The organism is Bradyrhizobium sp. CCGE-LA001, from assembly GCF_000296215.2.
Taxonomy (GTDB): Bacteria; Pseudomonadota; Alphaproteobacteria; order Rhizobiales; family Xanthobacteraceae; genus Bradyrhizobium.
This window is the reverse complement of the sequence record NZ_CP013949.1, coordinates 5,127,153-5,147,531: the sequence shown is the minus strand read 5'-3', so window position 1 is coordinate 5,147,531 and position 20,379 is coordinate 5,127,153. Positions and strand designations below refer to the sequence as shown.

General features: G+C 64.8%; 19 protein-coding genes. 6 read left to right on the top strand and 13 right to left on the bottom strand.

Features of this window, described 5'->3' with window-relative positions; translation table 11 throughout:
* Positions 1-3: 3 nt before the first annotated feature.
* A complete protein-coding gene (locus tag BCCGELA001_RS24045) occupies positions 4-1,893 on the bottom strand; it encodes a CHASE2 domain-containing protein (RefSeq protein WP_060736473.1) in 1,890 nt (629 codons plus the stop codon).
* A gap of 78 nt (positions 1,894-1,971) precedes the next feature.
* Complete coding sequence (locus tag BCCGELA001_RS24040) at positions 1,972-2,496, bottom strand: FecR domain-containing protein (protein WP_060736472.1); 525 nt, start codon at positions 2,494-2,496, stop codon at positions 1,972-1,974.
* A gap of 653 nt (positions 2,497-3,149) precedes the next feature.
* Between BCCGELA001_RS24040 and BCCGELA001_RS24035 the strand changes: the two genes are divergently transcribed.
* Positions 3,150-4,253 (top strand): DUF2778 domain-containing protein, encoded by a 1,104-nt coding sequence (locus tag BCCGELA001_RS24035; RefSeq protein WP_008563062.1) that lies wholly within the window; start codon positions 3,150-3,152, stop codon positions 4,251-4,253.
* A 69-nt stretch (positions 4,254-4,322) separates the two neighbouring features.
* Here BCCGELA001_RS24035 and BCCGELA001_RS24030 read toward each other — a convergent pair whose 3' ends face one another.
* Complete coding sequence (locus BCCGELA001_RS24030; protein WP_060736471.1) at positions 4,323-5,147, bottom strand: SDR family NAD(P)-dependent oxidoreductase; 825 nt, start codon at positions 5,145-5,147, stop codon at positions 4,323-4,325.
* 105 nt (positions 5,148-5,252) lie between these two features.
* Positions 5,253-5,846, bottom strand: coding sequence for a cysteine hydrolase family protein (locus tag BCCGELA001_RS24025; RefSeq protein WP_008563047.1), 594 nt, complete (start codon positions 5,844-5,846; stop codon positions 5,253-5,255).
* A gap of 126 nt (positions 5,847-5,972) precedes the next feature.
* On the opposite strand from BCCGELA001_RS24025, the gene BCCGELA001_RS24020 reads away from it, so the two are divergent.
* Entirely contained in the window at positions 5,973-6,806 is an 834-nt protein-coding gene (locus BCCGELA001_RS24020; RefSeq protein ID WP_060737801.1) for a LysR family transcriptional regulator, read from the top strand.
* A gap of 117 nt (positions 6,807-6,923) precedes the next feature.
* Positions 6,924-7,676, top strand: coding sequence for a signal peptidase I (lepB, locus tag BCCGELA001_RS24015; RefSeq protein WP_008563043.1), 753 nt, complete (start codon positions 6,924-6,926; stop codon positions 7,674-7,676).
* Positions 7,677-7,790: 114 nt separating this feature from the next.
* Here lepB and groL read toward each other — a convergent pair whose 3' ends face one another.
* On the bottom strand, positions 7,791-9,431 hold the full coding sequence (gene groL, locus BCCGELA001_RS24010) for a chaperonin GroEL (protein ID WP_060736470.1): 1,641 nt from the start codon (positions 9,429-9,431) through the stop codon (positions 7,791-7,793).
* A 46-nt stretch (positions 9,432-9,477) separates the two neighbouring features.
* The gene (locus BCCGELA001_RS24005; RefSeq protein ID WP_008563030.1) at positions 9,478-9,792 is read right to left on the bottom strand and encodes a co-chaperone GroES; all 315 of its coding nucleotides are present in this window, start codon (positions 9,790-9,792) and stop codon (positions 9,478-9,480) included.
* A 377-nt stretch (positions 9,793-10,169) separates the two neighbouring features.
* Between BCCGELA001_RS24005 and BCCGELA001_RS24000 the strand changes: the two genes are divergently transcribed.
* Positions 10,170-10,457: an usg protein gene (locus tag BCCGELA001_RS24000; RefSeq protein WP_060736469.1), complete on the top strand. Its 288-nt coding sequence runs from the start codon at positions 10,170-10,172 to the stop codon at positions 10,455-10,457.
* An 8-nt stretch (positions 10,458-10,465) separates the two neighbouring features.
* Here the strand turns inward: BCCGELA001_RS24000 and BCCGELA001_RS23995 are convergent, their stop codons facing one another.
* On the bottom strand, positions 10,466-12,595 hold the full coding sequence (locus tag BCCGELA001_RS23995; RefSeq protein WP_008563027.1) for an O-linked N-acetylglucosamine transferase, SPINDLY family protein: 2,130 nt from the start codon (positions 12,593-12,595) through the stop codon (positions 10,466-10,468).
* Positions 12,596-12,814: 219 nt separating this feature from the next.
* Between BCCGELA001_RS23995 and BCCGELA001_RS23990 the strand changes: the two genes are divergently transcribed.
* Complete coding sequence (locus tag BCCGELA001_RS23990; protein WP_060736468.1) at positions 12,815-13,348, top strand: cupin domain-containing protein; 534 nt, start codon at positions 12,815-12,817, stop codon at positions 13,346-13,348.
* A 165-nt stretch (positions 13,349-13,513) separates the two neighbouring features.
* On the opposite strand, the gene BCCGELA001_RS23985 is transcribed toward BCCGELA001_RS23990, so the two are convergent.
* A complete protein-coding gene (locus tag BCCGELA001_RS23985) occupies positions 13,514-14,764 on the bottom strand; it encodes a NupC/NupG family nucleoside CNT transporter (protein ID WP_008563023.1) in 1,251 nt (416 codons plus the stop codon).
* 172 nt (positions 14,765-14,936) lie between these two features.
* On the opposite strand from BCCGELA001_RS23985, the gene BCCGELA001_RS23980 reads away from it, so the two are divergent.
* Positions 14,937-16,178, top strand: coding sequence for an MFS transporter (locus tag BCCGELA001_RS23980; protein WP_060737800.1), 1,242 nt, complete (start codon positions 14,937-14,939; stop codon positions 16,176-16,178).
* Between the two features lie 151 nt (positions 16,179-16,329).
* Here the strand turns inward: BCCGELA001_RS23980 and BCCGELA001_RS23975 are convergent, their stop codons facing one another.
* The 5 genes from BCCGELA001_RS23975 to BCCGELA001_RS23955 all read right to left on the bottom strand — a co-directional run bounded on the left by BCCGELA001_RS23975 (position 16,330) and on the right by BCCGELA001_RS23955 (position 20,379).
* Positions 16,330-17,088 carry an SDR family oxidoreductase gene (locus BCCGELA001_RS23975; RefSeq protein ID WP_008563019.1) on the bottom strand — a complete coding sequence of 253 codons (759 nt, stop codon included), beginning with the start codon at positions 17,086-17,088 and terminating at the stop codon, positions 16,330-16,332.
* A 24-nt stretch (positions 17,089-17,112) separates the two neighbouring features.
* Positions 17,113-17,871, bottom strand: coding sequence for a proteasome-type protease (locus BCCGELA001_RS23970; protein ID WP_008563017.1), 759 nt, complete (start codon positions 17,869-17,871; stop codon positions 17,113-17,115).
* Between the two features lie 128 nt (positions 17,872-17,999).
* Positions 18,000-18,407, bottom strand: coding sequence for a carboxymuconolactone decarboxylase family protein (locus BCCGELA001_RS23965; protein WP_008563015.1), 408 nt, complete (start codon positions 18,405-18,407; stop codon positions 18,000-18,002).
* A 68-nt stretch (positions 18,408-18,475) separates the two neighbouring features.
* A complete protein-coding gene (locus tag BCCGELA001_RS23960) occupies positions 18,476-19,324 on the bottom strand; it encodes a transglutaminase family protein (RefSeq protein ID WP_060736467.1) in 849 nt (282 codons plus the stop codon).
* Between the two features lie 110 nt (positions 19,325-19,434).
* Positions 19,435-20,379 (bottom strand): alpha-E domain-containing protein, encoded by a 945-nt coding sequence (locus tag BCCGELA001_RS23955; RefSeq protein ID WP_008563002.1) that lies wholly within the window; start codon positions 20,377-20,379, stop codon positions 19,435-19,437.

The following is a 20,379-nucleotide window of genomic DNA, read 5'->3' as shown; positions in this document are numbered from 1 at the left end:
GCCTCAGTCGACCGCTTCTGCCTTGGTGTGATCTTGCACTGGCCCATCCCGGTCCCGCCAGAACCAGACGGTCACGACGCCGGAGCGGCCGCGGACCTGGGTGAGGAGGGGGCCCGTCAGGACGCCGTCGGGCGCGCCGTGGAAATCGGCGGCATCGAGCAGCGTATTGCTCAGTGCGAGCCGCGCGTCGTTCCGCGCGGCGACCTCCATCAGCCGGCTCGCGACATTGACGGTATCGCCCGTGGCCGTGATGTGCTGGTGGCTCTCGCCGAGGCGGGAGGCGACGATCTCGCCGCAATGTGCGCCGATCTTGAATCCGAGCTGGTCGCCGATGGCCGGCGGCAGCGAGGCGATCCAGCGCTCGACGCCGCGGTGCAGCTCGATCGCACATGTCAGCGCGCGCGCCGCGTCGTCGGGCATGGCGCGCGGCAGGCCGAACAGGATCATGGCGCCGTCGCCGAGGAAGCCGGTGATCATGCCGCCGCAATCGACGGCGGTCTTGTCGATCTGCGCGTGAAACGCCTTCAGGATCTCCCGGAGCGCATCCGGATCGGTCCGTTCGCTCAGACCCGTGAAGCCGGAGAGATCGATGAAGACGACGGCGGCGTTTTGGCGGACGGGCTTGGACAGAAAATGAGGATCGCGCGCCAGCCATTCCTGCACCGCCGGCGCCTGCAAGCGCGCCAGCGACCTGCTCTTGGCGTCGAGATATTGCGTGCGGCGGCCTCCCGCCCACAGTTGGACGCCGATAAAGAGTGCAACCGGCGGTACTGTCGCTGCGAGCGTCGTCGCAGCGTTCAGCCAGATGCCATGCGTGAATGCGAATACGTTGAGCCCTGCCCAGGCGATCATCACCGCAGTGGCCACGATGATGCCGAGCGCGCTGCGTCGCCAAGCGAGCAGGGCGACCAGCAGCAACGGCAACAGGATCGCGGCGAAGGCATCGGCGATACGGACCCTGCGGTCGCGCAGGATGCCGTCGCCGGCGACGAGATGGGTGATCGCGGTCGAGACCACCTCGACGCCGGGCATCAGCGAATCGAACGGCGTCGGGTAGAAGTCGCCGCCGCCAGCGACCGCGGCGCCGATCACGATGATCCGGTTCTCGATCGCGGCGCGGCTGAGCGTGCCGTCGAAGATGCTCTGCGCGCTGACGGTGCGGATGGTGCGGCGCGGGCCGTAATAGGTGATCGGCAGCGCGAAGTCGCGGTCGGTGGGCACGATGCGATCGCCGAGCATGAGATGATCGGGGGCCACCGTCAGCGGTTGGTCGAGCGCGCGCGCTGCGACGCGCAACGGGAATGACAGCTCGACCTTGTCGCGGGTCCGGAACAGCATCGGTACCGCGAGCGGCGAGCCCGACTGTCCCGTCGCGACGTTGACGACGCCGACCTCGGCATGGTCCGCGAACGCCGGCAGCGGCAGCAGGAAGCGCTCGGCCTGGGGCAGAGCGGCAAGGGGCCCGTCGCTGCTCGGCTCCACGGTCTCGCTAGCAGACGGGAAGATCGCCGCCGCGGCGAGCACCATGGGACCGGTGGCGAGCGTGTTGGCCAGCGTCGCATCTCCGATCGCGGCGCTGCGGTCGACCAGCAGCAGATCGATCGCGACGACCTTCGGCTTGAATTGCACGATGGTGTCGACGACGCGCGCAAGATCGGCGCGCGGCAGCGGATAGCTGCCGCCGCGCTTCACCACGGTATCGTCGATCGCGACGATGGTGACGAGATCAGGCGGACGCTGCACGCCGCGGACCTGGGTCCGCCAATCTGTCAGCGTCGCTTCGAGGCGGTCGAGAAAGCGCAGATGGCCGTTGGCGTGCGCGGCAAAGATGCCAGCGCCCCACAGCGCGGTGAGAACGAGTGCCACCAGGAGCTGAACGCGTCGGCTACGCATGCGGTCGTTTTGCAATCTTCTATCGTCCAAATCTCATTGACCGAGCCTTGTTGGATACGGCCCAAAATTGTCCAAGCCTTATTGTCCGAGCCTCGCCATGAGCGCGTCGATGCGCGGCTGGCCCCATGTCTTGACGATCAACCGCCCGGTTGCCTCGACATCGACGCCTTCGCCCGGTCCGAGCACGACGCCGCGTCCACGGGACCTGCGGGTCACGCCGACACGGCCATCGGCGACGAACACCGAGGTCTTGGCGTCGGCGACATCAACTGCCCATTTCGTGCCGCGCACGGCGGCGATTGCCCGAGGGGTCAGCACCTTGAAGGGATTGCCACCGGGCTTCTTGGGCACTTCGATCAGGAGCGCTTTGCTGCTCAACTCCACGGAATCTATATGTCCGTCGCGGTTGGCGTCCTTAAGTTCAAATCTGGCGCCATTTTCCGTGACGATCGTGATGCCATTGTCGCAGCGCCAGACTTGCGTGCTCACGGCTGACGGCGAAGCCGTGCAGCCCGCATTGGCAGCAGGCTGTGCACACGCGAGTCCGATCAACAAAAATGACCACGCTGCGGTCAAAAGTCCGGTGCGTGAAAAGCCTCTCATGCCAGCCTCCGTTTGCGTGCTCGGCACAGTTCAAGACGAGGCGATACGCTTCCGTATCACGCGCAGAGGCTGCTGAAAAGTGCCGAGGTAGGAGCTACTTTCTCGTGACGGCGATTTCCAGACCGGCGCGATCAACTTCCAATCACGGCGCCGTGCCGCGTGACCGCTCTGTGCGAGATGTGTGACGTGGCAACGGGTAGGCCGCCGGCCTGCTTGGCAGCGTGGGCCAGCCTCACACAATGCTCATCCGTTATCCTGCGGGCATCGAGAACCACGAAAACGACTTGATTGGATGGCCTTGGAGACACGGGCATAAACGCCCGCAGAGCTTGTCAGTCCGTCCGAGAACTATGGTTAACAGATCCAGCTAAGTCCGTAGTTCTGCGGGCTTTTTTCTCAAAATGAGACAGCGCTAACGAGCTGCCCTACATCCGCCCGAACTTAATCCGCATTTAACTAAAAGTCGCCTTAATGACGCTCCGACCCTCTGCGAGATGCTGTTCCCGGATCGTGACCAGCGGCACTTTGAAGGGGGACTGAGTGACACCGTCCTGGACGCAAGGCGAATGAGTACGAGTATCGCTGCGCAGAGTAACGCGGCACGGAAGTCCAAGAAGTTCTCGCAGAGCTATTCGCGGAAATCTTCCCGAACGATGACCACCACCAATTGGCTCGGCGCTGCGGCGATCGGCTGCGTCGTGATGGGCGCCGGCTGGACCATCTACACCAACGTCTTCGGCGCCAGCGTCTATCCGACCGTCGGCAACAGCGGCTACGACGAGCCGGTCATCAAGCGTGCGCCCAGGGTCGCGCTGCGCGAGGCGGGTGAGGCGGTCAAGGAAGCCTTCGCGCTCCTGCCGGACCGGTTGCAGGTCGCCGCGCCGATCTCGCGCGAGATGTTCAACGATCGCTTCGCCGCGGCTGCCACCCAAGGCGTGCCGTCGAATGCCGACAGCGCCGCGCCCGCGACCCAGGTTGCCGCGGCCAAGGAAATCGCAAAGGACGCCCCGAAGCCGAGCGTGATAGCAAAGGTCGCGGAAGCACTGAAGCCGGCCTCGGCCAAGAGCAGTGACAAGACCACTGACAAGACCGCAGACAAGGCCAAGCGCGCACCGGATGCGCAGCTGCAACTGGCCTCGGCCGATCCAGCCCAGATCGTGCCCGCGCCCGACGCGAAGCCGAAGTCGTTTGCCGATCGCGCCAAGGCCGCGGTGATGTCGATCACCGCTCCGCGCCAGTCGATGGTCGAAAAACTCTGGGGCAAGCGTGAGCCGTCCGGCGGGCTCCTGGCCTATGCCTCGGCCGATGCCAGCATCACCGCTGCCATCGCGCCTAAGGAGCAGAACCCGATGTTCGGCGGCGCGCCGCCTTATGAGCGCGACACCGCGGTCTACGACATCAAGGCCAAGATGGTGTATCTGCCCGACGGCACCAGGCTCGAGGCGCATTCCGGCCTCGGCTCCAACCGCGACGATCCGGACTCCCGCCGCCTACGCATGCGCGGCGTGACACCGCCGCACATCTACACGCTGAAGCCGCGTGAGGCGCTGTTCCACGGCGTGCCGGCACTGCGCCTGACCCCGATCGGCGGCGAAAGCGCAATCTATGGCCGCGACGGCCTGCTCGCCCACACCTACATGCTCGGACCGAACGGGGATTCCAACGGCTGCGTGTCGTTCAAGGATTATTACGCGTTCCTCGACGCCTACCGCAACAAGGGCATTCGCAAGCTCGCGGTGCTGGAGCGGGTGGAGTGATCTCGCCTCGCCATCAACGATGAAAAAGGGCCGCTCACAGCGGCCCTTTTCTTTTGCGTGGCCTGCGCTTCAGCCCGGCCAACACTGTCCCCCGCCGTCGATCCTCAGCACCTGGCCGGAGACGAAGGCGCCCATGGGGCCGGCAAAGAACTCGACGACCCGCGCGACCTCGTCCACTGTCGCGATACGGTCGAGCGTACCGCTTTCGACCATCCGTTTCGGGTCCACCTCGCGCGTGCCGAGGAAGCGGCCGGTGCGGGTATCGCCGGGCGCGATGCAGTTGACGGCGATGTCGTAGGGGCGGAGCTGGTCGGCCAGACATCGCGTGTAGTGCGTCACCCCGGCCTTCGACACCGCATAGATCGAGCCCTGGGTGCGTCCCTTGAAGGCAGCGACCGAGCCCAGCGTAACGATGCGGCCGGATCGCCGCTCCATCATGCCTTTCGCGACCGCTTGGCAGGTCAGGATGGTCGAGAGCAGATTGCGCTCCAGCACCGCGCGCACATCGGCCTCCTTGATGTTCACCGCGTCGTTCGGATCGGGCTTGCCGCCGGCGGCTGCGATGTCGCCGCCGGCGTTGTGCACGAGAATGTCGATCGGACCGAGCGCGCCTTCGGTTTCGGCAATCACGCGCGCGATGTCATCGCCTCGGGTGAGATCGCCGAGCACACGCTGGCTGCGGACGTCGAATTCCTGGGCCATCTCCGCGGCCACCGCCGTGAGCGTCGTGCCCTCGCCATATTCGGCGGGCCCGTTCTCGCGCATGCCATGAATGGCGACGTCGGCGCCGAGCGCAGCGAGCTTCTCGGCAAAGGCGCGGCCGAGCCCGCGCCCCGCGCCGGTCACCAGCGCGACCTTACCCGCAAGTATTTTCGATCCGCCACGTGGCGCCATGATCTTTTCCTGTTGTGGCTCGTCGACATGATCATGGCACGATCAGCGCTCGACGAAAACACGCCGCGAATTGCGCGCCACGTCGCCCGAGTCCAGATTACGCGTTCACGCGAGCGCCTCGCCGCGTGCGATGATCGCGAAGCGGTCCGAGAGCTCGGCCAGCGCGACCTCGTGGATGGTCCGGGCGTCCAGCGTGCCGCCGCTTCCGTCGGGCAGGTCGCGGGTGGCGCAGCTGTCCGCATCGATGGTTGTGCGAAAGCCGAGATCGAGCGCGGCACGCGCAGTGGAGCTGACGCACATATGCGTCATGAAGCCGGCCAGCACGATGTTCTTGCGTCCGCTCGCGGCGAGCTGCGCCTGCAGATCGGTGCCGGCGAAGGCGTTCGGCAGCTCCTTCTCGATCACGAGCTCACTCGCGAGGGGGCTGAGCTCGGCGACGATGGCGCCGCGATCGGCGGAGCGATCGAACAGGCCGCCTTGCTTGCCGCGATGGGCGATGTGGATGATCGCAGATCCGCGCTCGCGCGCTCGCGCGAGCAGCGCGGCCGCCCGCGCAATTGCAGGCTTGGCATCGGGCAGGGCGAGGGGACCTGCCAGATATTCGTTCTGGATGTCGATCAGCACCAGCGCGGCGTCGGCAAGAGCCGGCGGGGTGAGGTCGGCACCAGCGAGCTGTAGCAGGGTCTTTGCGGTCGTCATGATTCGATCTCCAGACTGAGTTTTGGGCGAAGCATAGTCCCACGGCGACCTGCCGATATGCAGGGATATTGCAGCCATTGGCTGCGATATTGCAGACTGCTGCCGGCCGATATAGCCTCGCAGCCCATGAACTGGGACGACCTTCGCATCATCGCCGCGGTCAGAGACGAGGGCACCTATGCCGGGGCCAGCGCACGACTGCGCATCGACGAGACCACGGTCGGCCGCCGGCTGTCGCGCATCGAGCGCGCGCTCGGCCTACGCCTGTTCGAGGCGGTCGACGGTGTCCGCAAGCCGACGCGCAGTTGCGAAGCGGTGCTTGCGCATGTCCAGGAAATGGCCGCGCATGCCGCAGAGATCGGCCGCATCAGTGAGAGCCTGCCGGGCCCGGTGGGGCGTCTGCGCATCGCCTCCACCAACGCGTTCGCCGAGGAGGTGCTGGCACCGCATGCGAGCGACTTCCTGCGGGCCAATCCCGGCCTGACGCTGCAATTTCTGACCTCGAGCGAGAATGTCAGGTTCTCGCGCTGGGAAGCCGATCTCGCGATCCGACTGCGCAAGCCCGACAAGGGCGACTTCTCCATCTCGAAGCTGGGAGAGATCCGCATCTATTATTTCGAACCGATCGCGACCGAAGGCGAGCCGGTGCTGTGCGCCTTTCCGGACGAGCTCGGCGCCATTCCGGAGATGCAGTTTCTGCGGACGAAGAAAATCCGGTCGCGCTGCGTGACCGACAATGTCCGCGTCATCCGCACGCTGATCCGGTCGCGTCAAGCCGCTGGCGTGCTGCCTGAGCACAGCTGCATCGACCTGCTCGCCGACCGCCGCCTGCGCGCCACGCTGCTGCCGAAACGGCGCGACGTCTGGCTGCTCGTTCAGAACCATCTCAAGCGCGATGCCGCGACGCGCGTGACGATCGACTGGGTGCGGGCATGCTTCCAGCACATGTCGCGTGCCTGACGTGACCTGTCATGAACGCGTTGCCGCGCTTGTGCGACCAAGATCAGGGAGTGGGGATTGCACGCGCGTAAGAGTTGCGTAATCTCGCACCGACACGGACTTGATCAGGGCAGCTGCATGACCATTCTTCAGGACACGATCCGGCCGGCGCGGTCGTCGGCGCAATCGCGGGAATGGAAGGCGATCCTCATCCTGATCCTGCTGATCCCGGTGCTGTGGTCGCCGCCATTCCTGTTTCGCTTCTTCCTGTACCAGCCGTTCAACATCCCCTCCGGTTCGATGTCGCCGACGCTGATGGTCGGCGACTACGTCTTCGTTTCGAAGAGTGCTTATGGCTATGGCCGTTATTCCTTCCCCTTCGCTTCGTCCTGGATCTCGGGCCGCGTCTTTGCCGCTGAACCGGAGTATGGGGATATCGTCGTATTCCGGACCGCGAAGGACACTTCTGCCGACTACGTCAAGCGTGTCGTCGGGCTGCCCGGCGATCGCATCCAGATGCGGCAGGGACAGCTTTTCCTCAATGAGAGACCGGTGACGCGCGTCGCGCTCGAATACGGGCTCGCCGGCACCGCCTGCAATATCGCTGGTAGCTACAAGGTCAAGCGCTGGCGCGAGACGCTGCCGAGCGGCACGTCCTATGTGACCTACGACTGCATCGACAACGGCTTCCTCGACAACACCAACGTCTTCACGGTGCCGCCGGGCCACTTCTTCGTGCTCGGCGACAACCGCGACAATTCCACCGACAGCCGGATGTCGTCGTTCGGCTTCATCCCGATGGACAATCTCGTCGGCAAGGTGACGCGGATCTTCTGGTCCCTCGACGAAGACGGCGAGCCGAACATCGAGCGGCTGGGGAAGGTGGAGTGAGGGGCGCTCGCGCCCAAGAGGGCGCGCCTCGGAATGACGACAGGAAAGAGTGTGCTCAAAACAAAAACCCCGGCATCGCTGCCGGGGTTTCGTAGTCCTTGAGATGGCTGGACCTTAGAAGTCCATGCCACCCATGCCGCCGCCGGGGGGCATCGCGGGGCCGGCGCCGCCCTTCTTGGGCAGCTCGGCGACCATGGCTTCCGTGGTGATCAGCAGAGCTGCAACCGAGGCTGCGTTCTGGATCGCGGTACGGACCACCTTGGTCGGGTCGATGATGCCCTTCTTGACGAGGTCGGCATATTCGCCGGTCTGGGAGTCGAAGCCGTAATTGTAGGCCTTGTTCTCCAGGATCTTGCCGACGATCACCGAGCCGTCTTCACCGGCGTTGATCGCGATCTGGCGGGCGGGAGCCGACAGCGCCTTGCGCACGATCTCGACGCCGGTCTTCTGGTCGTCGTTCTTGGTGCGCAGGCCCTTGAGCTGCTCGGAGGCACGGAGCAGGGCGACGCCGCCGCCCGGGACGATGCCTTCCTCGACCGCAGCGCGGGTCGCATGCATCGCGTCATCAACGCGATCCTTGCGTTCCTTCACCTCGACCTCGGTCGCGCCGCCGACGCGGATCACCGCGACGCCGCCCGCGAGCTTGGCCAGACGCTCCTGGAGCTTCTCACGGTCGTAGTCCGAGGTGGTCTCCTCGATCTGCGCCTTGATCTGGGCCACGCGCGCCTCGATGTCGGCCTTCTTGCCGGCGCCGTTGACGATCGTGGTGTTCTCCTTGTCGATCATCACCTTCTTGGCGCGACCGAGCATGTTGAGCGTGACGTTCTCGAGCTTGATGCCGAGATCTTCCGAGATCGCCTGGCCGCCGGTCAGGATCGCGATGTCCTGCAGCATGGCCTTGCGGCGATCACCGAAGCCCGGAGCCTTGACGGCCGCGACCTTCAGGCCGCCGCGCAGACGGTTCACGACCAGGGTCGCGAGCGCTTCGCCTTCGACGTCCTCGGCGACGATGACCAGCGGCTTGCCGGTCTGCACCACGGCCTCGAGCAGCGGCAGCAGCTCGTTCAGCGAGGAGAGCTTCTTCTCGTTGATGAGGATGTAGGCGTCGTCCATCTCAACGCGCATCTTGTCGGCGTTGGTGACGAAGTAGGGCGAGATGTAGCCGCGGTCGAACTGCATGCCCTCGACCACGTCGAGCTCGGTCTCGAGCGACTTGGCTTCCTCGACGGTGATGACACCCTCGTTGCCGACCTTCTTCATGGCGTCGGAGAGGAACTTACCGATCTCCTGGTCGCCGTTGGCCGAGATGGTGCCGACCTGGGCGATCTCGTCGTTCGAGGTGACCTTCTTGGAGTTCTTCTGCAGGTCCGCAACGACGGCCTCGACCGCGAGGTCGATACCGCGCTTGAGGTCCATCGGGTTCATGCCGGCGGCGACCGACTTGGCGCCTTCCTTCACGATCGCCTGCGCCAGCACGGTGGCGGTGGTGGTGCCGTCGCCTGCCGCGTCAGCGGACTTGGAGGCGACTTCGCGCACCATCTGGGCGCCCATGTTCTCGAACTTGTCGTCGAGCTCGATCTCCTTGGCGACGGTGACGCCGTCCTTGGTGATGCGGGGAGCGCCGAACGACTTGTCGAGCACGACGTTGCGGCCCTTCGGACCGAGCGTAACCTTCACAGCGTTGGCGAGGACGTCGACGCCGCGGAGCATCTTGTCGCGCGCTTCAACCGAGAATTTGACTTCTTTGGCTGCCATCTGGAATTTTCCTTGAGATGTTTGACTGGAGGGAGGAGAGGGGCTCTTAAGCCGCCTTCTTCTTGGACTCGGTGACCTCGAGAACGCCCATCACGTCGCTCTCCTTCATGATCAGCAGATCCTGGCCGTCGATCTTGACCTCGGTGCCGGACCACTTGCCGAACAGCACGCGGTCGCCGACCTTCAGGTCGATCGGGATCAGCTTGCCAGCTTCGTCGCGGCCACCCGGGCCGACGGCGACGACTTCGCCCTGGGAGGGCTTTTCCTTGGCAGTGTCGGGAATGATGATGCCGCCAGCGGTCTTCTCTTCTGCGTCGATGCGCTTGACCACGACGCGGTCGTGAAGCGGACGGAATTTCATGCAGTCCTCCTAAGCATTTGCTCGGGTTGAGATTTCAAGATTGTTAGCAATCGATGCCCGTGAGTGCTAGCACGGGCGAGCCTGAAATAGGACAGGAATTTTGCGGGGGCAAGGGCTTCTAGCAGAAAAATCAGCACCCGGAAGCACGGACTGCCAGAATCTATTTCCTAGCGTTAACCGAGACCGCGCCCGTATTAGCACGGTGCCTCATCTGCTGCTAACGCATTGAATTTCAACAGCTTGTTAAACTTTTGGGCTTGAGATGGGTTGTCAGTTTGCGTCACATTTCTCTCATGTGAGCGCATCAGGACCGGGTGGCTCGTAAGGCGCACACCGACCAGGCCGCCCTCGATGCGCTCCTGCAAAGGAGGTTTGGCATGGGACTGCGGAGTGGGGGCGTTTCCGAGGACTTCCGGAAACAAATGCTGGGTTACGGGCTGACGACGGCGCAAATCCTCTACCGGATGCCGGATCATCCCTCGCTGCTCCAGACCTACGTCTGGCAGAATTACGACATGTTTCCGAAATTTCCGGCGCTGAAGGATTTCCTGGCGTTCTGGCAGGAGAAGCTCGACGGTCCGCTCCATTCAGTCACTGTGGCGCATTCCAAGCTGATCAAGCCGACCGAGCTGCGCGCAGTGGACGGCGTGTTCAGGCTGCATTGAGCACGCGATCAGGCCCCGCCGTCGCAGTAGCGCTGCCACATCGCGCGGTATGCGGCGTCCGCCGCGCGCGCATATGAGATGGGGTTGCCGGCGGCCGAGGCGTTGATCTGTCCGGGCAATTCGCGGCGCAATTTGTCGAGGTCGCCGATCCCGGCTGCACGGCTCGCCGCGATCTCGACGTAAGCCTCCTCGCTGTCCGCGACCCAGTCCGGCAGGCCGAGTGCGGTGAGGATGGCGCCGGCGGCGCGGCTGGGCAGACTGTTCCCGAGCTTTGCCACCACGGGCACGCCCATCTGCAAGGCTTCCAACGTGCTGACGCCGCCATTCTGCGGGAACGGGTCGAGCGCAATGTCGACGCGATTGAACGATGCCAGATGCTCGCTTCGCAACGTGGCTCCGAGCAGATCGACGCGTTCGGCCGGCAATCGGCAAGCCGCAAACCGCGCCAGCAGATTGTCGCGGACCAGTCGATCGTCCAGCGCAACATCCTTGATCAGGAGTCGAGAGCCCGGCACCCGCTCGAGAATCCTGGACCAGACGACCACGGCCTCGTCCGAGATCTTGCTGATACGGTTGAAGACACCGAACGTGACGAAGCCGTTCGAAATCGCCGGCGCCGGTGCCCGCGCAATCCCGTCGGGCAGCGGCGCCAGCGTCACGAAGCACGGCAGGTCGACGATGGTCTCCGCAAACAGATGCCGGACTGCGGACGGAATGGCGACGGGATCCGAGAACAGATAATCGATCGTCGGCAGCCCGGTGCCGGTGCCATGGCCCCAGCCGTGCACCTGAATCGGTGCCGGCTTGCGCGCAAACACGCCGAGGCGGTTTCCTCTGGTATGGCCGGACAGATCGATCAGGATATCGACGCCATCGGCGCGGATCTCGGCGGCGAGACGATCGTCGGTCCATTGCGAAGCGTCACGCCAGCGATCGGCGATTTTCTTGAACTCGCTGGTCGTCGCATCCACTTTCGACGAGCAGGCGTAGCACACGATCTCGAACTGCGCCCGGTCATGGTGCTGCAGCACCGGCTTGAAGATGAACGCGGCCGAATGCGCGTTGAAATCCGACGAGACATAGCCAAGCACCAGACGGCGGTCCGGATTGCGGCTGTTGTCATGCGGTCCCGACGCTTCTGATGCGATCTTCGCACCGACACGCTCCCACCACACCTGCCGCGCTTGCTGATGCCGTTCGACGGTGGCGTCCTCCGCAAAGTCGAGCGTGAATATGTTGTTGGAAATCGCGCTCTGCAGGTCAGGCTGGATGTCGAGCGCCCTGTCGAAACTGGCGAGGGCCTCGTCGACCCGGCCAAGTCCGGCGAGGCAAAGGCCCTGCATCATGTGAGCTTGAATCGAATTTGGATCGATCGCGAGGGCCTGCTCGCAATCGCGCGACGCCTGGGCAATTTGCTGTATCTGGAGCAGCACGCCGGCCCGCGCGAGCCACCCATTCGCGTCGTCGGGGGCCAGCGCGATCGCCCGATTGCCGTCTGCCAGGGCTTCGTCAAATCGCTGAAGCTCCCGCAAAGCGATGGCGCGGTTTGCGAGCGCCGCCGCATAATCGGGCTTGATCGACAGCGCGCGGTTCAGGCTTGCGATGGCCTCGTCATAGTTGCGCCGACGGCAGAGCGCCCAACCCCGGCCGTTATGGGCTTCGGCAAGATCCGGGTTGAGCGCAAGCGCCTTGTCGTAGCTGTGCAGCGCCTCCTCGTGAAGCTCAAGGGCCACGCTCGCGTTGCCGAGATTGGACAGCGCCAGGGCGTAATTGGGCCGCAAGGCGAGGGCCTTGCGATAGCTCTCGCGGGCCTCGTCGTGACGCCGTAGCCCGTTGAGGGCGACGCCCAGGCTCATATGAGCTTCGGCTGACCGCGGATCCACCGCCACCGCCCGGCTCAGCAGAACTTCCGCGTGCTGGTAGTTCTTGGCATCCGACTCCAAGGTGCCGAGCATATGCAGCGCGATGAATTGGTTGGACGCGAGCTGCAGGAGCTGTCGGTAGGCAGCCTGTGCCTCAGGGAGGAGCCCCATCTTATGCAGCTGGAGCGCATGCCTGAGCATTGGCAGGACTTCGGCTTTCTGCCGTTTCTCGAGCTGGGCCTTGTGAAATGCACGCTGACCGACGCTGTTGCCCATGAATCAATTCCCCCAGAATCTGCCGGCGAGACTAATTCAGCGCGACAGCCAAGACGAGACGACGGCCGTGCGCCACGACAGCTTGGGACAAGCTACGGCCGACCGGATCGTCAGGGGTTACAACCTCGTGCGCCACAATTGCTGCATCGTCCAAGACTGGATAGTCTCTCCTCGGGTTGGACCCATCCGGTGGACGCGGCTCAAACAGGGAGGCAGACAATGGCCAGGCAAAAGGCATCAAGACCCGCAACGAAGACCGCAGTGAAGAAGCGGAGCGGCGTCAAGGCCGCGGCGCGGTCCTCGGCGCGCAAGGCCGTGAAGGCGAAGGCGCGCACGGCGCCCGCCAAGAGCGCGCCGAAAAAGCCCCTTCGACCGAAGCAGCGCATCGCAGTCAGCCATCATCGCGAAGAGGATTTCAAGGCCGACGGCCTGCGCGCCTACGCCAAGTACCGCGACCTCGGCATCGCCGAGGCGAGCCACGGCCTCGCGCAAGCGCACGTCATCCGGCTTCAAGGTCCCTGCGATCCAGCCGAAGTATCGAAGCTGCACTTTCACGACGTCGAATTCCAGATGGTCTATGTGCTCAAGGGCTGGGTGAAGACCTATATGGACGGGCAGGGCGAGACCTTGATGAAGGAAGGCAGCGCCTGGACCCAGCCGCCGAAGATCAAGCACATGATTTTGGACTATTCGGACGACGTCGAGCTGCTGGAGGTGATCCTGCCGGCGGAGTTCAAGACCGTGGAGCTGTAGGCGTAGGCGACGACGCCACGCCGCTCTCTCTGTCGTCATGCCCGGGCTTGTCCCGCCGGCGCGGCCGAAGCCGCTTCGGCGAGGCGAAGGCCCGGGCATCCACGTCTTGACCGCAGCGAAGAACGTGGATGGCCGGGACAAGGCCGGCCATGACTGCGCAAAGACCTACACCAGCACCCCCACCACCGCGCCCATCAGGCACGTCGTCAGCGTCCCCGACACGATCGACTTCAGCCCGAGCGCGTTGATCTCCTCGCGCCGCTCCGGCGCCATCACGCCGAGGCCGCCGATCATGATGCCGAGGCTGGCAAAATTGGCGAAGCCGCACATCGCGTAGAGCATGATCAGCCGCGAACGCGGATCGAGCGCCTCGGGCGGCAGCTTGGAGAAGTCGACATAGGCGATCAGCTCGTTGAGCACGGTCTTGGTGCCCATCAGGCTGCCGGCCGTCACCGCCTGGTCCCACGGCAATCCCATCAGCCAGCACACCGGCGCCATCACGAGCCCAAGCAGGCGCTGCAGCGAGATCGCCGCGCCGCCAATGTTTGGCAAGACGCCGAGCACGGCATTGACGAGATAGACCAGCGCCACCAGCACCAGCAGCATCGCGACGATGTTGATCAAGAGCTCAATCCCGGCGCTGGTGCCCTTCACGATCGCATCCATCGTGCCGGAGAGCTCCATCTCGGGATCCTCCAGCGAACCGCCGGTGCGCTTGTCGGAGGTCTCCGGCACCATGATCAGGCTGACCAGGATCGCAGCCGGCGCGCCCAGCACCGAAGCGATGACGAAATGCGCGGCTGCGTCGGGGATGAGGGGGGCAAGGAACGTCGCATAGAGCACCAGCACGGTGCCCGCGATCCCGGCCATGCCGCCGGTCATCACGAGAAAGAGTTCGCTGCGGGTCATCTGCGCAAGATACGGCCGCACGAACAGCGGCGCCTCGACCATGCCGAGGAAGATATTGGCGGCGGTCGACAACCCCACCGCGCCGCCGACGCCCAACGTGCGCTCGAGCAGCCAGGCCATGCCGCGCACGATCGGCGGCAGCACGCGCCAGTAGAACAGCAGCGTCGTCAGCACGCTCATTACCAGCACGATCGGCAGCGCCTGGAACGCCAGGATGAAATCGGCACCCGGCACTTTCAAATCGAACGGCAGGGTGCCGCCGCCGACATAGCCGAACACGAATGAGGAGCCGGCGCGCGAGGCCGCCGAGATCGCGCCGACCGCCTCGTTGATGGCGCCGAAGGCGCGCGCGACGATCGGCAGCTTCAGGAGCACGACCGCTGTGACGAAGGTGGCGACGAGGCCGATCGCCGCCTGCCGCAGCGAGACGGCACGGCGGTTCTCCGCGAGCGCGAAGGCGACCAGCAGCAATGCGAAAATGCCGAGTGCCGATTGCAGGCGCAGCATGATGTCCCCAAAAGCCCCAATGATTATGGCCGCGCCTGCGATGCAAAGGCAATGCCGGGCAATGCGGGAGACGTCCCGCTGTTGACAAGCCGTTGCGCCTCGGTCACGCGGGGCACGACAAGATCAGGGGGCGGTCGGTCCAAGGGTGACCCAGAAGACGATCCAAGAGGCGATGCCAGAGCAGCAGCCAATATCGGGACATCCGCCAGTCAGCGCCCGCGCGCTGCTCTCCCACCGGGCCTTCCTGTTCTTCCTGCTCTCGCGCAGCCTGTCGCGCTTCTCCAGCCAGATCGCGGCGGTCGCGATCGGCTGGCAGATTTACGATCTCACCGGCTCGGCCTTCGACCTCGGCATGGTCGGTCTCGTCCAGTTCCTCCCCACCGCACTGCTGGTGTTCGTCGCCGGCCATGCCGCCGATCGCTACGAGCGCAAGCGGGTGGTCCAGCTCTGCCAACTCGTGGAAGCCGCGACCGCGCTCTATCTTGCCGTCATCACCTATCTCGGCGCGGCCGGCGAGGTGCAGATCTTCATCGCGACCTTCCTGCTCGGCATCGCCGGCGCCTTCGAGAGCCCGACCACGGCGGCGCTGCTGCCGCTGATCGCGCCGCAAGGCTCGCTCCAGCGCGCCACCGCTGTCTCCAGCGGCGCGGCGCAGGTTGCGACCATCACCGGGCCGGCGCTTGGCGGCCTCGCCTATGCGGTAGCGCCGCATCTCGCTTATGCAATGATGGTCTTGTTCTGGATTCTCGGGATGATCCTGACCGGCTTCATCCATCCGCGCCCACAGGCGATCGCGAAGGAGGGGACGAGCTCAGACAATATCTTCGCGGGCGTCCGCTTCATCCGCAGCAATCCTGCGATCCTCGGCACCATCTCGCTCGATCTGTTCGCGGTGCTGTTCGGCGGCGTCACCGCGCTGTTGCCGATCTATGCCCGCGATATCCTCCAGACCGGGCCGGTTGGCCTGGGCGTGCTGCGTGCGGCGCCTGCGGTCGGTGCGCTCCTGATGACCATGGTGCTGGCGCGCCACGCCATTTCGCGGCACGTGGGCCTGCGCATGTTCCAGGCTGTGATCGTGTTCGGCCTCGCCACGATCGTGTTCGCGTTGTCGTACTGGATGTGGCTGTCGGTCCTCGCGCTCGCCGTGCTCGGTGCAGCCGACACGATCAGCGTCGTGATCCGCTTCTCGCTGGTGCAGCTGTCAACGCCCGACGAGATGCGCGGCCGGGTCGGTGCGGTGAATTTCCTGTTCATCAACGCCTCGAACCAGCTCGGACAGTTCGAGAGCGGGGTGGCAGCCGCGCTGCTCGGCGCCATGCCGGCCGCCGTGCTCGGCGGCGTTGCCACCGTCGCGGTGGCGCTGCTCTGGATGAAGCTGTTTCCAAGCCTCCGGCGGGTGCAGAGCTTGGAGTAGGGGCAAGCTCTCGTGTCCCTGACGTGGTGCAGCGCGCAAGCGGTGCGCCGCCGAGCCGGGACCCATGTAACCGCGAGCGACGTCGGCGAGAGACGGCCCCGGCTCAGCAGCGCGTCATGTCTGCCGCGCTGCGTCCGGGGCACACGATCAGCTAGCCCCGCCCCACGAAGGGCATCTTGGTCGCCATCACCGTCATGGTCAGCACGTTGGCATCGAGCGGCAGGCCGGCCATGTAGGCGACGGCATCGCCGACCGCCTTGGCGTCCATGCGCGGCTCGTGCTTGGTGGTGCCGTCGGGCTGCAGCACGCCGGGGCCGTTGACCATGCGGTCCGTCATCGGCGTTGCGGCATTGCCGATGTCGACTTGGCCAACCGCGATGTCATACATCCGGCCGTCGAGGTTGGAGGCCTTGGTCAGGCCGGTGATGGCGTGCTTGGTCGAGGTGTAGGCCGCCGAGAACGGCCGCGGCGCATGCGCCGAGATCGAGCCGTTGTTGATGATGCGGCCGCCGCGCGGGGTCTGGTCCTTCATGATGCGGAAGGCGTGCTGGGTGCACAGGAACGGGCCGGTGAGGTTGGTGTTCACCACCGCCTGCCACTGTTCCAGGCTGAGATCCTCGAAGTTCACGGCGGGCGCGCCCATGCCGGCATTGTTGAACAGCACGTCGAGCCGGCCGTAGGTCGCCTTCACCTTGTCGAACAGCGCGGCGATGGAATCCGGCTTGGTCATGTCGGCGGTGACGCAGAGGCTCTTGCCCGCGGGGCCGAGCTTCGCGGTCTCCTCCAACATGTCGAGCCGGCGGCCTGTGAGCACCACGGTGAAGCCGGTGTTCATCAGTGCGAGGGACGCGGCACGTCCGACACCGGTGCCGGCGCCCGTCACCAATGCAATCTTCTTTGCTTCACTCATCGTTTCCTGCCTTTTCTGATGCTGTCAGGTTTTGGGTTCTTTGTCGTTCTTGTAGGGCGGCCGCGGAATGTTCTGATGCGCGGCGCGCAGCGCCGCCGACCAGCGCGAGCGCAGATCGTGGAAATAGGGCTCGCCCGCCTCGATGCGGTGGTTGAGATCGGCCTCGCAGGCGTCGCTCCGCACCACCAGCACGTCGATCGGCAGGCCGACGCCGAGATTGGAGCGCATGGTCGAATCCATCGAGATCAGGCCGGTCTTCAGCGCCTCATAGAGCTCGACGTCGTAATGCATGGCGCGGTCGAGCACCGGCTTGCCGTATTTGTGCTCGCCGATCTGCAGGTACGGCGTGTCGGTGGTGCACTCGATGAAATTGCCGGCGGTGTAGACCATGAACAGGCGCATCCGGGAGCCCTTGATCTGGCCGCCGAACAGGAAGGAAACGTCGAAGGAGACGTCCTCGGATTTCAGCGCCGGTCCCTCGGTGGCGTGCACCGCCCGAATCGCACGGCCGATGCGCTGGGCCGCCTGGAACATGGTCGGCGCGTTCATCAGCGTCTCGAGCTCGCCCGTGTTGGGATCCTCGAGGCCCTCGGTCAGCGTGGAGAGCACCGACTGGCTGATGGCGAGGTTGCCAGCGCTGGCGATCGCCATGATGCGCTCGCCGGGTTTGGAGAAGATGTGCAGCTTGCGGAAGGTCGAGACGTTGTCGAGGCCGGCATTGGTGCGGGTATCGGCGATCATCACCAGACCGTCCCGAACCAGGATTCCGCAGCAATAGGTCATTTCCAGTCCCCGAACGCGTTTGCGCGGAATTACTAGCCAATTTCGCCGGCCGGTCCAACCCCCGATTCCCGGCCGTCGTTCCGGGCTCGCGACTTCGTCGCGCCCGGAATGCCGCTTGCTTTTGTCGCTCAGTCCGCCCCGTCCACGAGAAACGCCTCATCGACCGGCACGCCGAGCGCGGTGACCAGCCGGTTCGTCTCCGCGGCCATGCCGACGATGGCGAGCAGCTCGCCATATTCGGCCTCGCTCATGCCCTTGGCCCGCGCAGCGGCGGTGTGAGAATGGATGCAATAGCTGCAGCCATGCGCGATCGAAACCGCGACATAGAGCATCTCCTTGACCTTGGGATCGAGCGCGCCTGGTGCCATCACCTCCTTGATGCTCTCCCAGGTTCGCCGCAGCGTCTTCGGATCGTGCGCCAGCGCGCGCCAGAAATTGTTGACGAAATCCGATTTTCGCACCTTGCGGATGTCGTCGAAAACGGCGCGCGCTTCTGGCGAGAGTTCGTCGTCCGAAAGCAGCTTGACGGTTGCCATGGGGTACCTCGCGGGGCAGATCTGATCCCGACGAGTGTAACACAGCGCATGCGATCGGACGGCTGTGCCTAGCCCTGCGACTGCGATTGTGATTGCGACTGCCCGCCGCGGCCGGCCTGCTCGACCTTGACTGCCACCGTCAGCGTCTCCGTGCCGCCGCCATAGCGGGTGCCGCGCACGGGCGCGGCGCCGAGATAGTCGAGCCCGATCGCGACGCGGACATGAGCGTCGGTGGCGCAGATGCTGTTGGCGGGATCGAACCCGATCCAGCCCAGATCGGGCACGTAGGCTTCGGCCCAGGCATGGCCTGCGTCCTGGTGCACCGTGCCGTCCGACCGCAGGAAGTGCCCGGAGACGAAACGCGCTGGCACGCCGCCGCTGCGGGCGCAAGCAATGAAGATGTGCGCGTAATCCTGGCAGACGCCGCGCTTGAGCGCGAACGCCTCGGCCGCGGAGGTCCCGCTGTTGGTCGGGTCCTCGTCGAAGGTCATGTGATCGCTGATCTCGGTCATCAGCGTGTGCAGGAAGCCGAGCGTGTCGCTCTCGGCCTCGCTGCGCAACTGCCGCGCGACCGCCAGCATCGCCGGATTGACGGAGGTCAGGTCGGTCTGGCGCAGAAACATGCCGGCCGGGAAGCGCTCGTCCGCGCCGCGCAGCACGCCGCCGGTGTCGTGGGTCTCGATCAAGCCCTCGGCGATGATCTGGATGTCGCCGACGGGTCCGCAGGACAGCACATGGGTGACGTTGCCGAACGCATCCTCATGCGTGTCGAGCTTGGTGTCCGTGGAGACGTCGATCTGCCATTCCGCCACATATTGCCCGTCATGGCTGCCGGGCGTCATACGCAAGATCTGGATCACGCTGGTGGCCGGCGGCTCGTAGCGATAGGTCGTGGTGTGCTGGATTCGCAGACGCATGGTGGACCGTTGTTCTTGTGTCGTCATTCCGGGGCGATGCGCCAGCATCGAACCCGGAATCTCGAGGTTCCGGGTCTGGCCTTCGGACCATCCCGGAACGACAGCGTGGGTCAGATCAAATACTGCTTCGTGATGATTTCGCCCAGCCTGGAATTGTCCGCGATGAATTCCTGAATGAATTCATGCACGCCATGCTGGAAAATGTCGTTCATATTGCTGTGTTCCAGCCGGTTGCGGATGCCTCGGGCGTGGCGCTGGGCGGGGCCCTGGCGGCCGTAGGCGACGCCGATCTGGTCGAGGTTGCGCACGAGATTGCCGTAGCAGCTTGCGAGCGAGCGCGGCAGCGTGTCGTTGAGGATCAGCAGATCCGCGATCAGCCACGGCTTCAGCGTCTCGCGATAGACCCAGTGATAGGCCGTCAGTGCCGAGACCGAGCGCAGGATCGAGCTCCACTGATAGAAATCGAGCGGGCCGCCGACGTGCTCTTCCTCGGGCAGGAGCACGTGGTACTTCACATCGAGAATGCGCGCGGTGTTGTCGGCGCGCTCGAGATGCACGCCCATCCGCGAGAACCAGTAGGCGTCGTTGCGCAGCATGGTCCGGTAGGCCGAGCCGTCGAAGCGCAGCGAAGTCTCCTGCACGAAGCGCAGGAATTTCGCGAGATCCTCGCGCGTCGAGGTGCCCTTGCTCCAGACCGCCTGAAGCTCGATCCAGGCCGAGTTGATGGTGTCCCACATTTCGCTGGTGAGCGCGGTGCGCACCGAGCGCGAGTTCAGCCGCGCCGCCTCGATGCAGTTCCTGATCGAGGACGGATTGTTGGCCGAGAACGAGAGATAGTCGACGACGTTGTGCTCGTTGGCTTCCTCATATTGCTGATAGAAGCTGCCGGCGACGCCGGCGGTGAGCAGCGCCGAGTCCCACTCATTGGTCTTGCCGATATAGGCGGCGGGAAGCGCGGTGACGCGCAAGGTCGCATCGATGGTGCGCGCAAGATACTCGGCACGTTCGACGTAGCGGGCGAGCCAGTAGAGGTTTTCGGCAGTACGCGACAGCAT

What these genes read in the sequence shown, in the direction of transcription:
- BCCGELA001_RS24020 (WP_060737801.1), top strand. Translation starts at nt 5,973, where the DNA reads ATGAACTGGGACGACCTTCGCATCATCGCCGCGGTCAGAGACGAGGGC.
- BCCGELA001_RS24000 (WP_060736469.1), top strand. Translation starts at nt 10,170, where the DNA reads ATGGGACTGCGGAGTGGGGGCGTTTCCGAGGACTTCCGGAAACAAATG.
- BCCGELA001_RS23965 (WP_008563015.1), bottom strand. Translation starts at nt 18,407, where the DNA reads ATGGCAACCGTCAAGCTGCTTTCGGACGACGAACTCTCGCCAGAAGCG.
- BCCGELA001_RS23990 (WP_060736468.1), top strand. Translation starts at nt 12,815, where the DNA reads ATGGCCAGGCAAAAGGCATCAAGACCCGCAACGAAGACCGCAGTGAAG.
- BCCGELA001_RS23980 (WP_060737800.1), top strand. Translation starts at nt 14,937, where the DNA reads ATGCCAGAGCAGCAGCCAATATCGGGACATCCGCCAGTCAGCGCCCGC.
- BCCGELA001_RS23960 (WP_060736467.1), bottom strand. Translation starts at nt 19,324, where the DNA reads ATGCGTCTGCGAATCCAGCACACCACGACCTATCGCTACGAGCCGCCG.
- BCCGELA001_RS23985 (WP_008563023.1), bottom strand. Translation starts at nt 14,764, where the DNA reads ATGCTGCGCCTGCAATCGGCACTCGGCATTTTCGCATTGCTGCTGGTC.
- groL (WP_060736470.1), bottom strand. Translation starts at nt 9,431, where the DNA reads ATGGCAGCCAAAGAAGTCAAATTCTCGGTTGAAGCGCGCGACAAGATG.
- lepB (WP_008563043.1), top strand. Translation starts at nt 6,924, where the DNA reads ATGACCATTCTTCAGGACACGATCCGGCCGGCGCGGTCGTCGGCGCAA.
- BCCGELA001_RS24025 (WP_008563047.1), bottom strand. Translation starts at nt 5,846, where the DNA reads ATGACGACCGCAAAGACCCTGCTACAGCTCGCTGGTGCCGACCTCACC.
- BCCGELA001_RS24035 (WP_008563062.1), top strand. Translation starts at nt 3,150, where the DNA reads ATGACCACCACCAATTGGCTCGGCGCTGCGGCGATCGGCTGCGTCGTG.
- BCCGELA001_RS23975 (WP_008563019.1), bottom strand. Translation starts at nt 17,088, where the DNA reads ATGAGTGAAGCAAAGAAGATTGCATTGGTGACGGGCGCCGGCACCGGT.
- BCCGELA001_RS23955 (WP_008563002.1), bottom strand. Translation starts at nt 20,379, where the DNA reads ATGCTGTCGCGTACTGCCGAAAACCTCTACTGGCTCGCCCGCTACGTC.
- BCCGELA001_RS24045 (WP_060736473.1), bottom strand. Translation starts at nt 1,893, where the DNA reads ATGCGTAGCCGACGCGTTCAGCTCCTGGTGGCACTCGTTCTCACCGCG.
- BCCGELA001_RS24040 (WP_060736472.1), bottom strand. Translation starts at nt 2,496, where the DNA reads ATGAGAGGCTTTTCACGCACCGGACTTTTGACCGCAGCGTGGTCATTT.
- BCCGELA001_RS24030 (WP_060736471.1), bottom strand. Translation starts at nt 5,147, where the DNA reads ATGGCGCCACGTGGCGGATCGAAAATACTTGCGGGTAAGGTCGCGCTG.
- BCCGELA001_RS23970 (WP_008563017.1), bottom strand. Translation starts at nt 17,871, where the DNA reads ATGACCTATTGCTGCGGAATCCTGGTTCGGGACGGTCTGGTGATGATC.
- BCCGELA001_RS24005 (WP_008563030.1), bottom strand. Translation starts at nt 9,792, where the DNA reads ATGAAATTCCGTCCGCTTCACGACCGCGTCGTGGTCAAGCGCATCGAC.
- BCCGELA001_RS23995 (WP_008563027.1), bottom strand. Translation starts at nt 12,595, where the DNA reads ATGGGCAACAGCGTCGGTCAGCGTGCATTTCACAAGGCCCAGCTCGAG.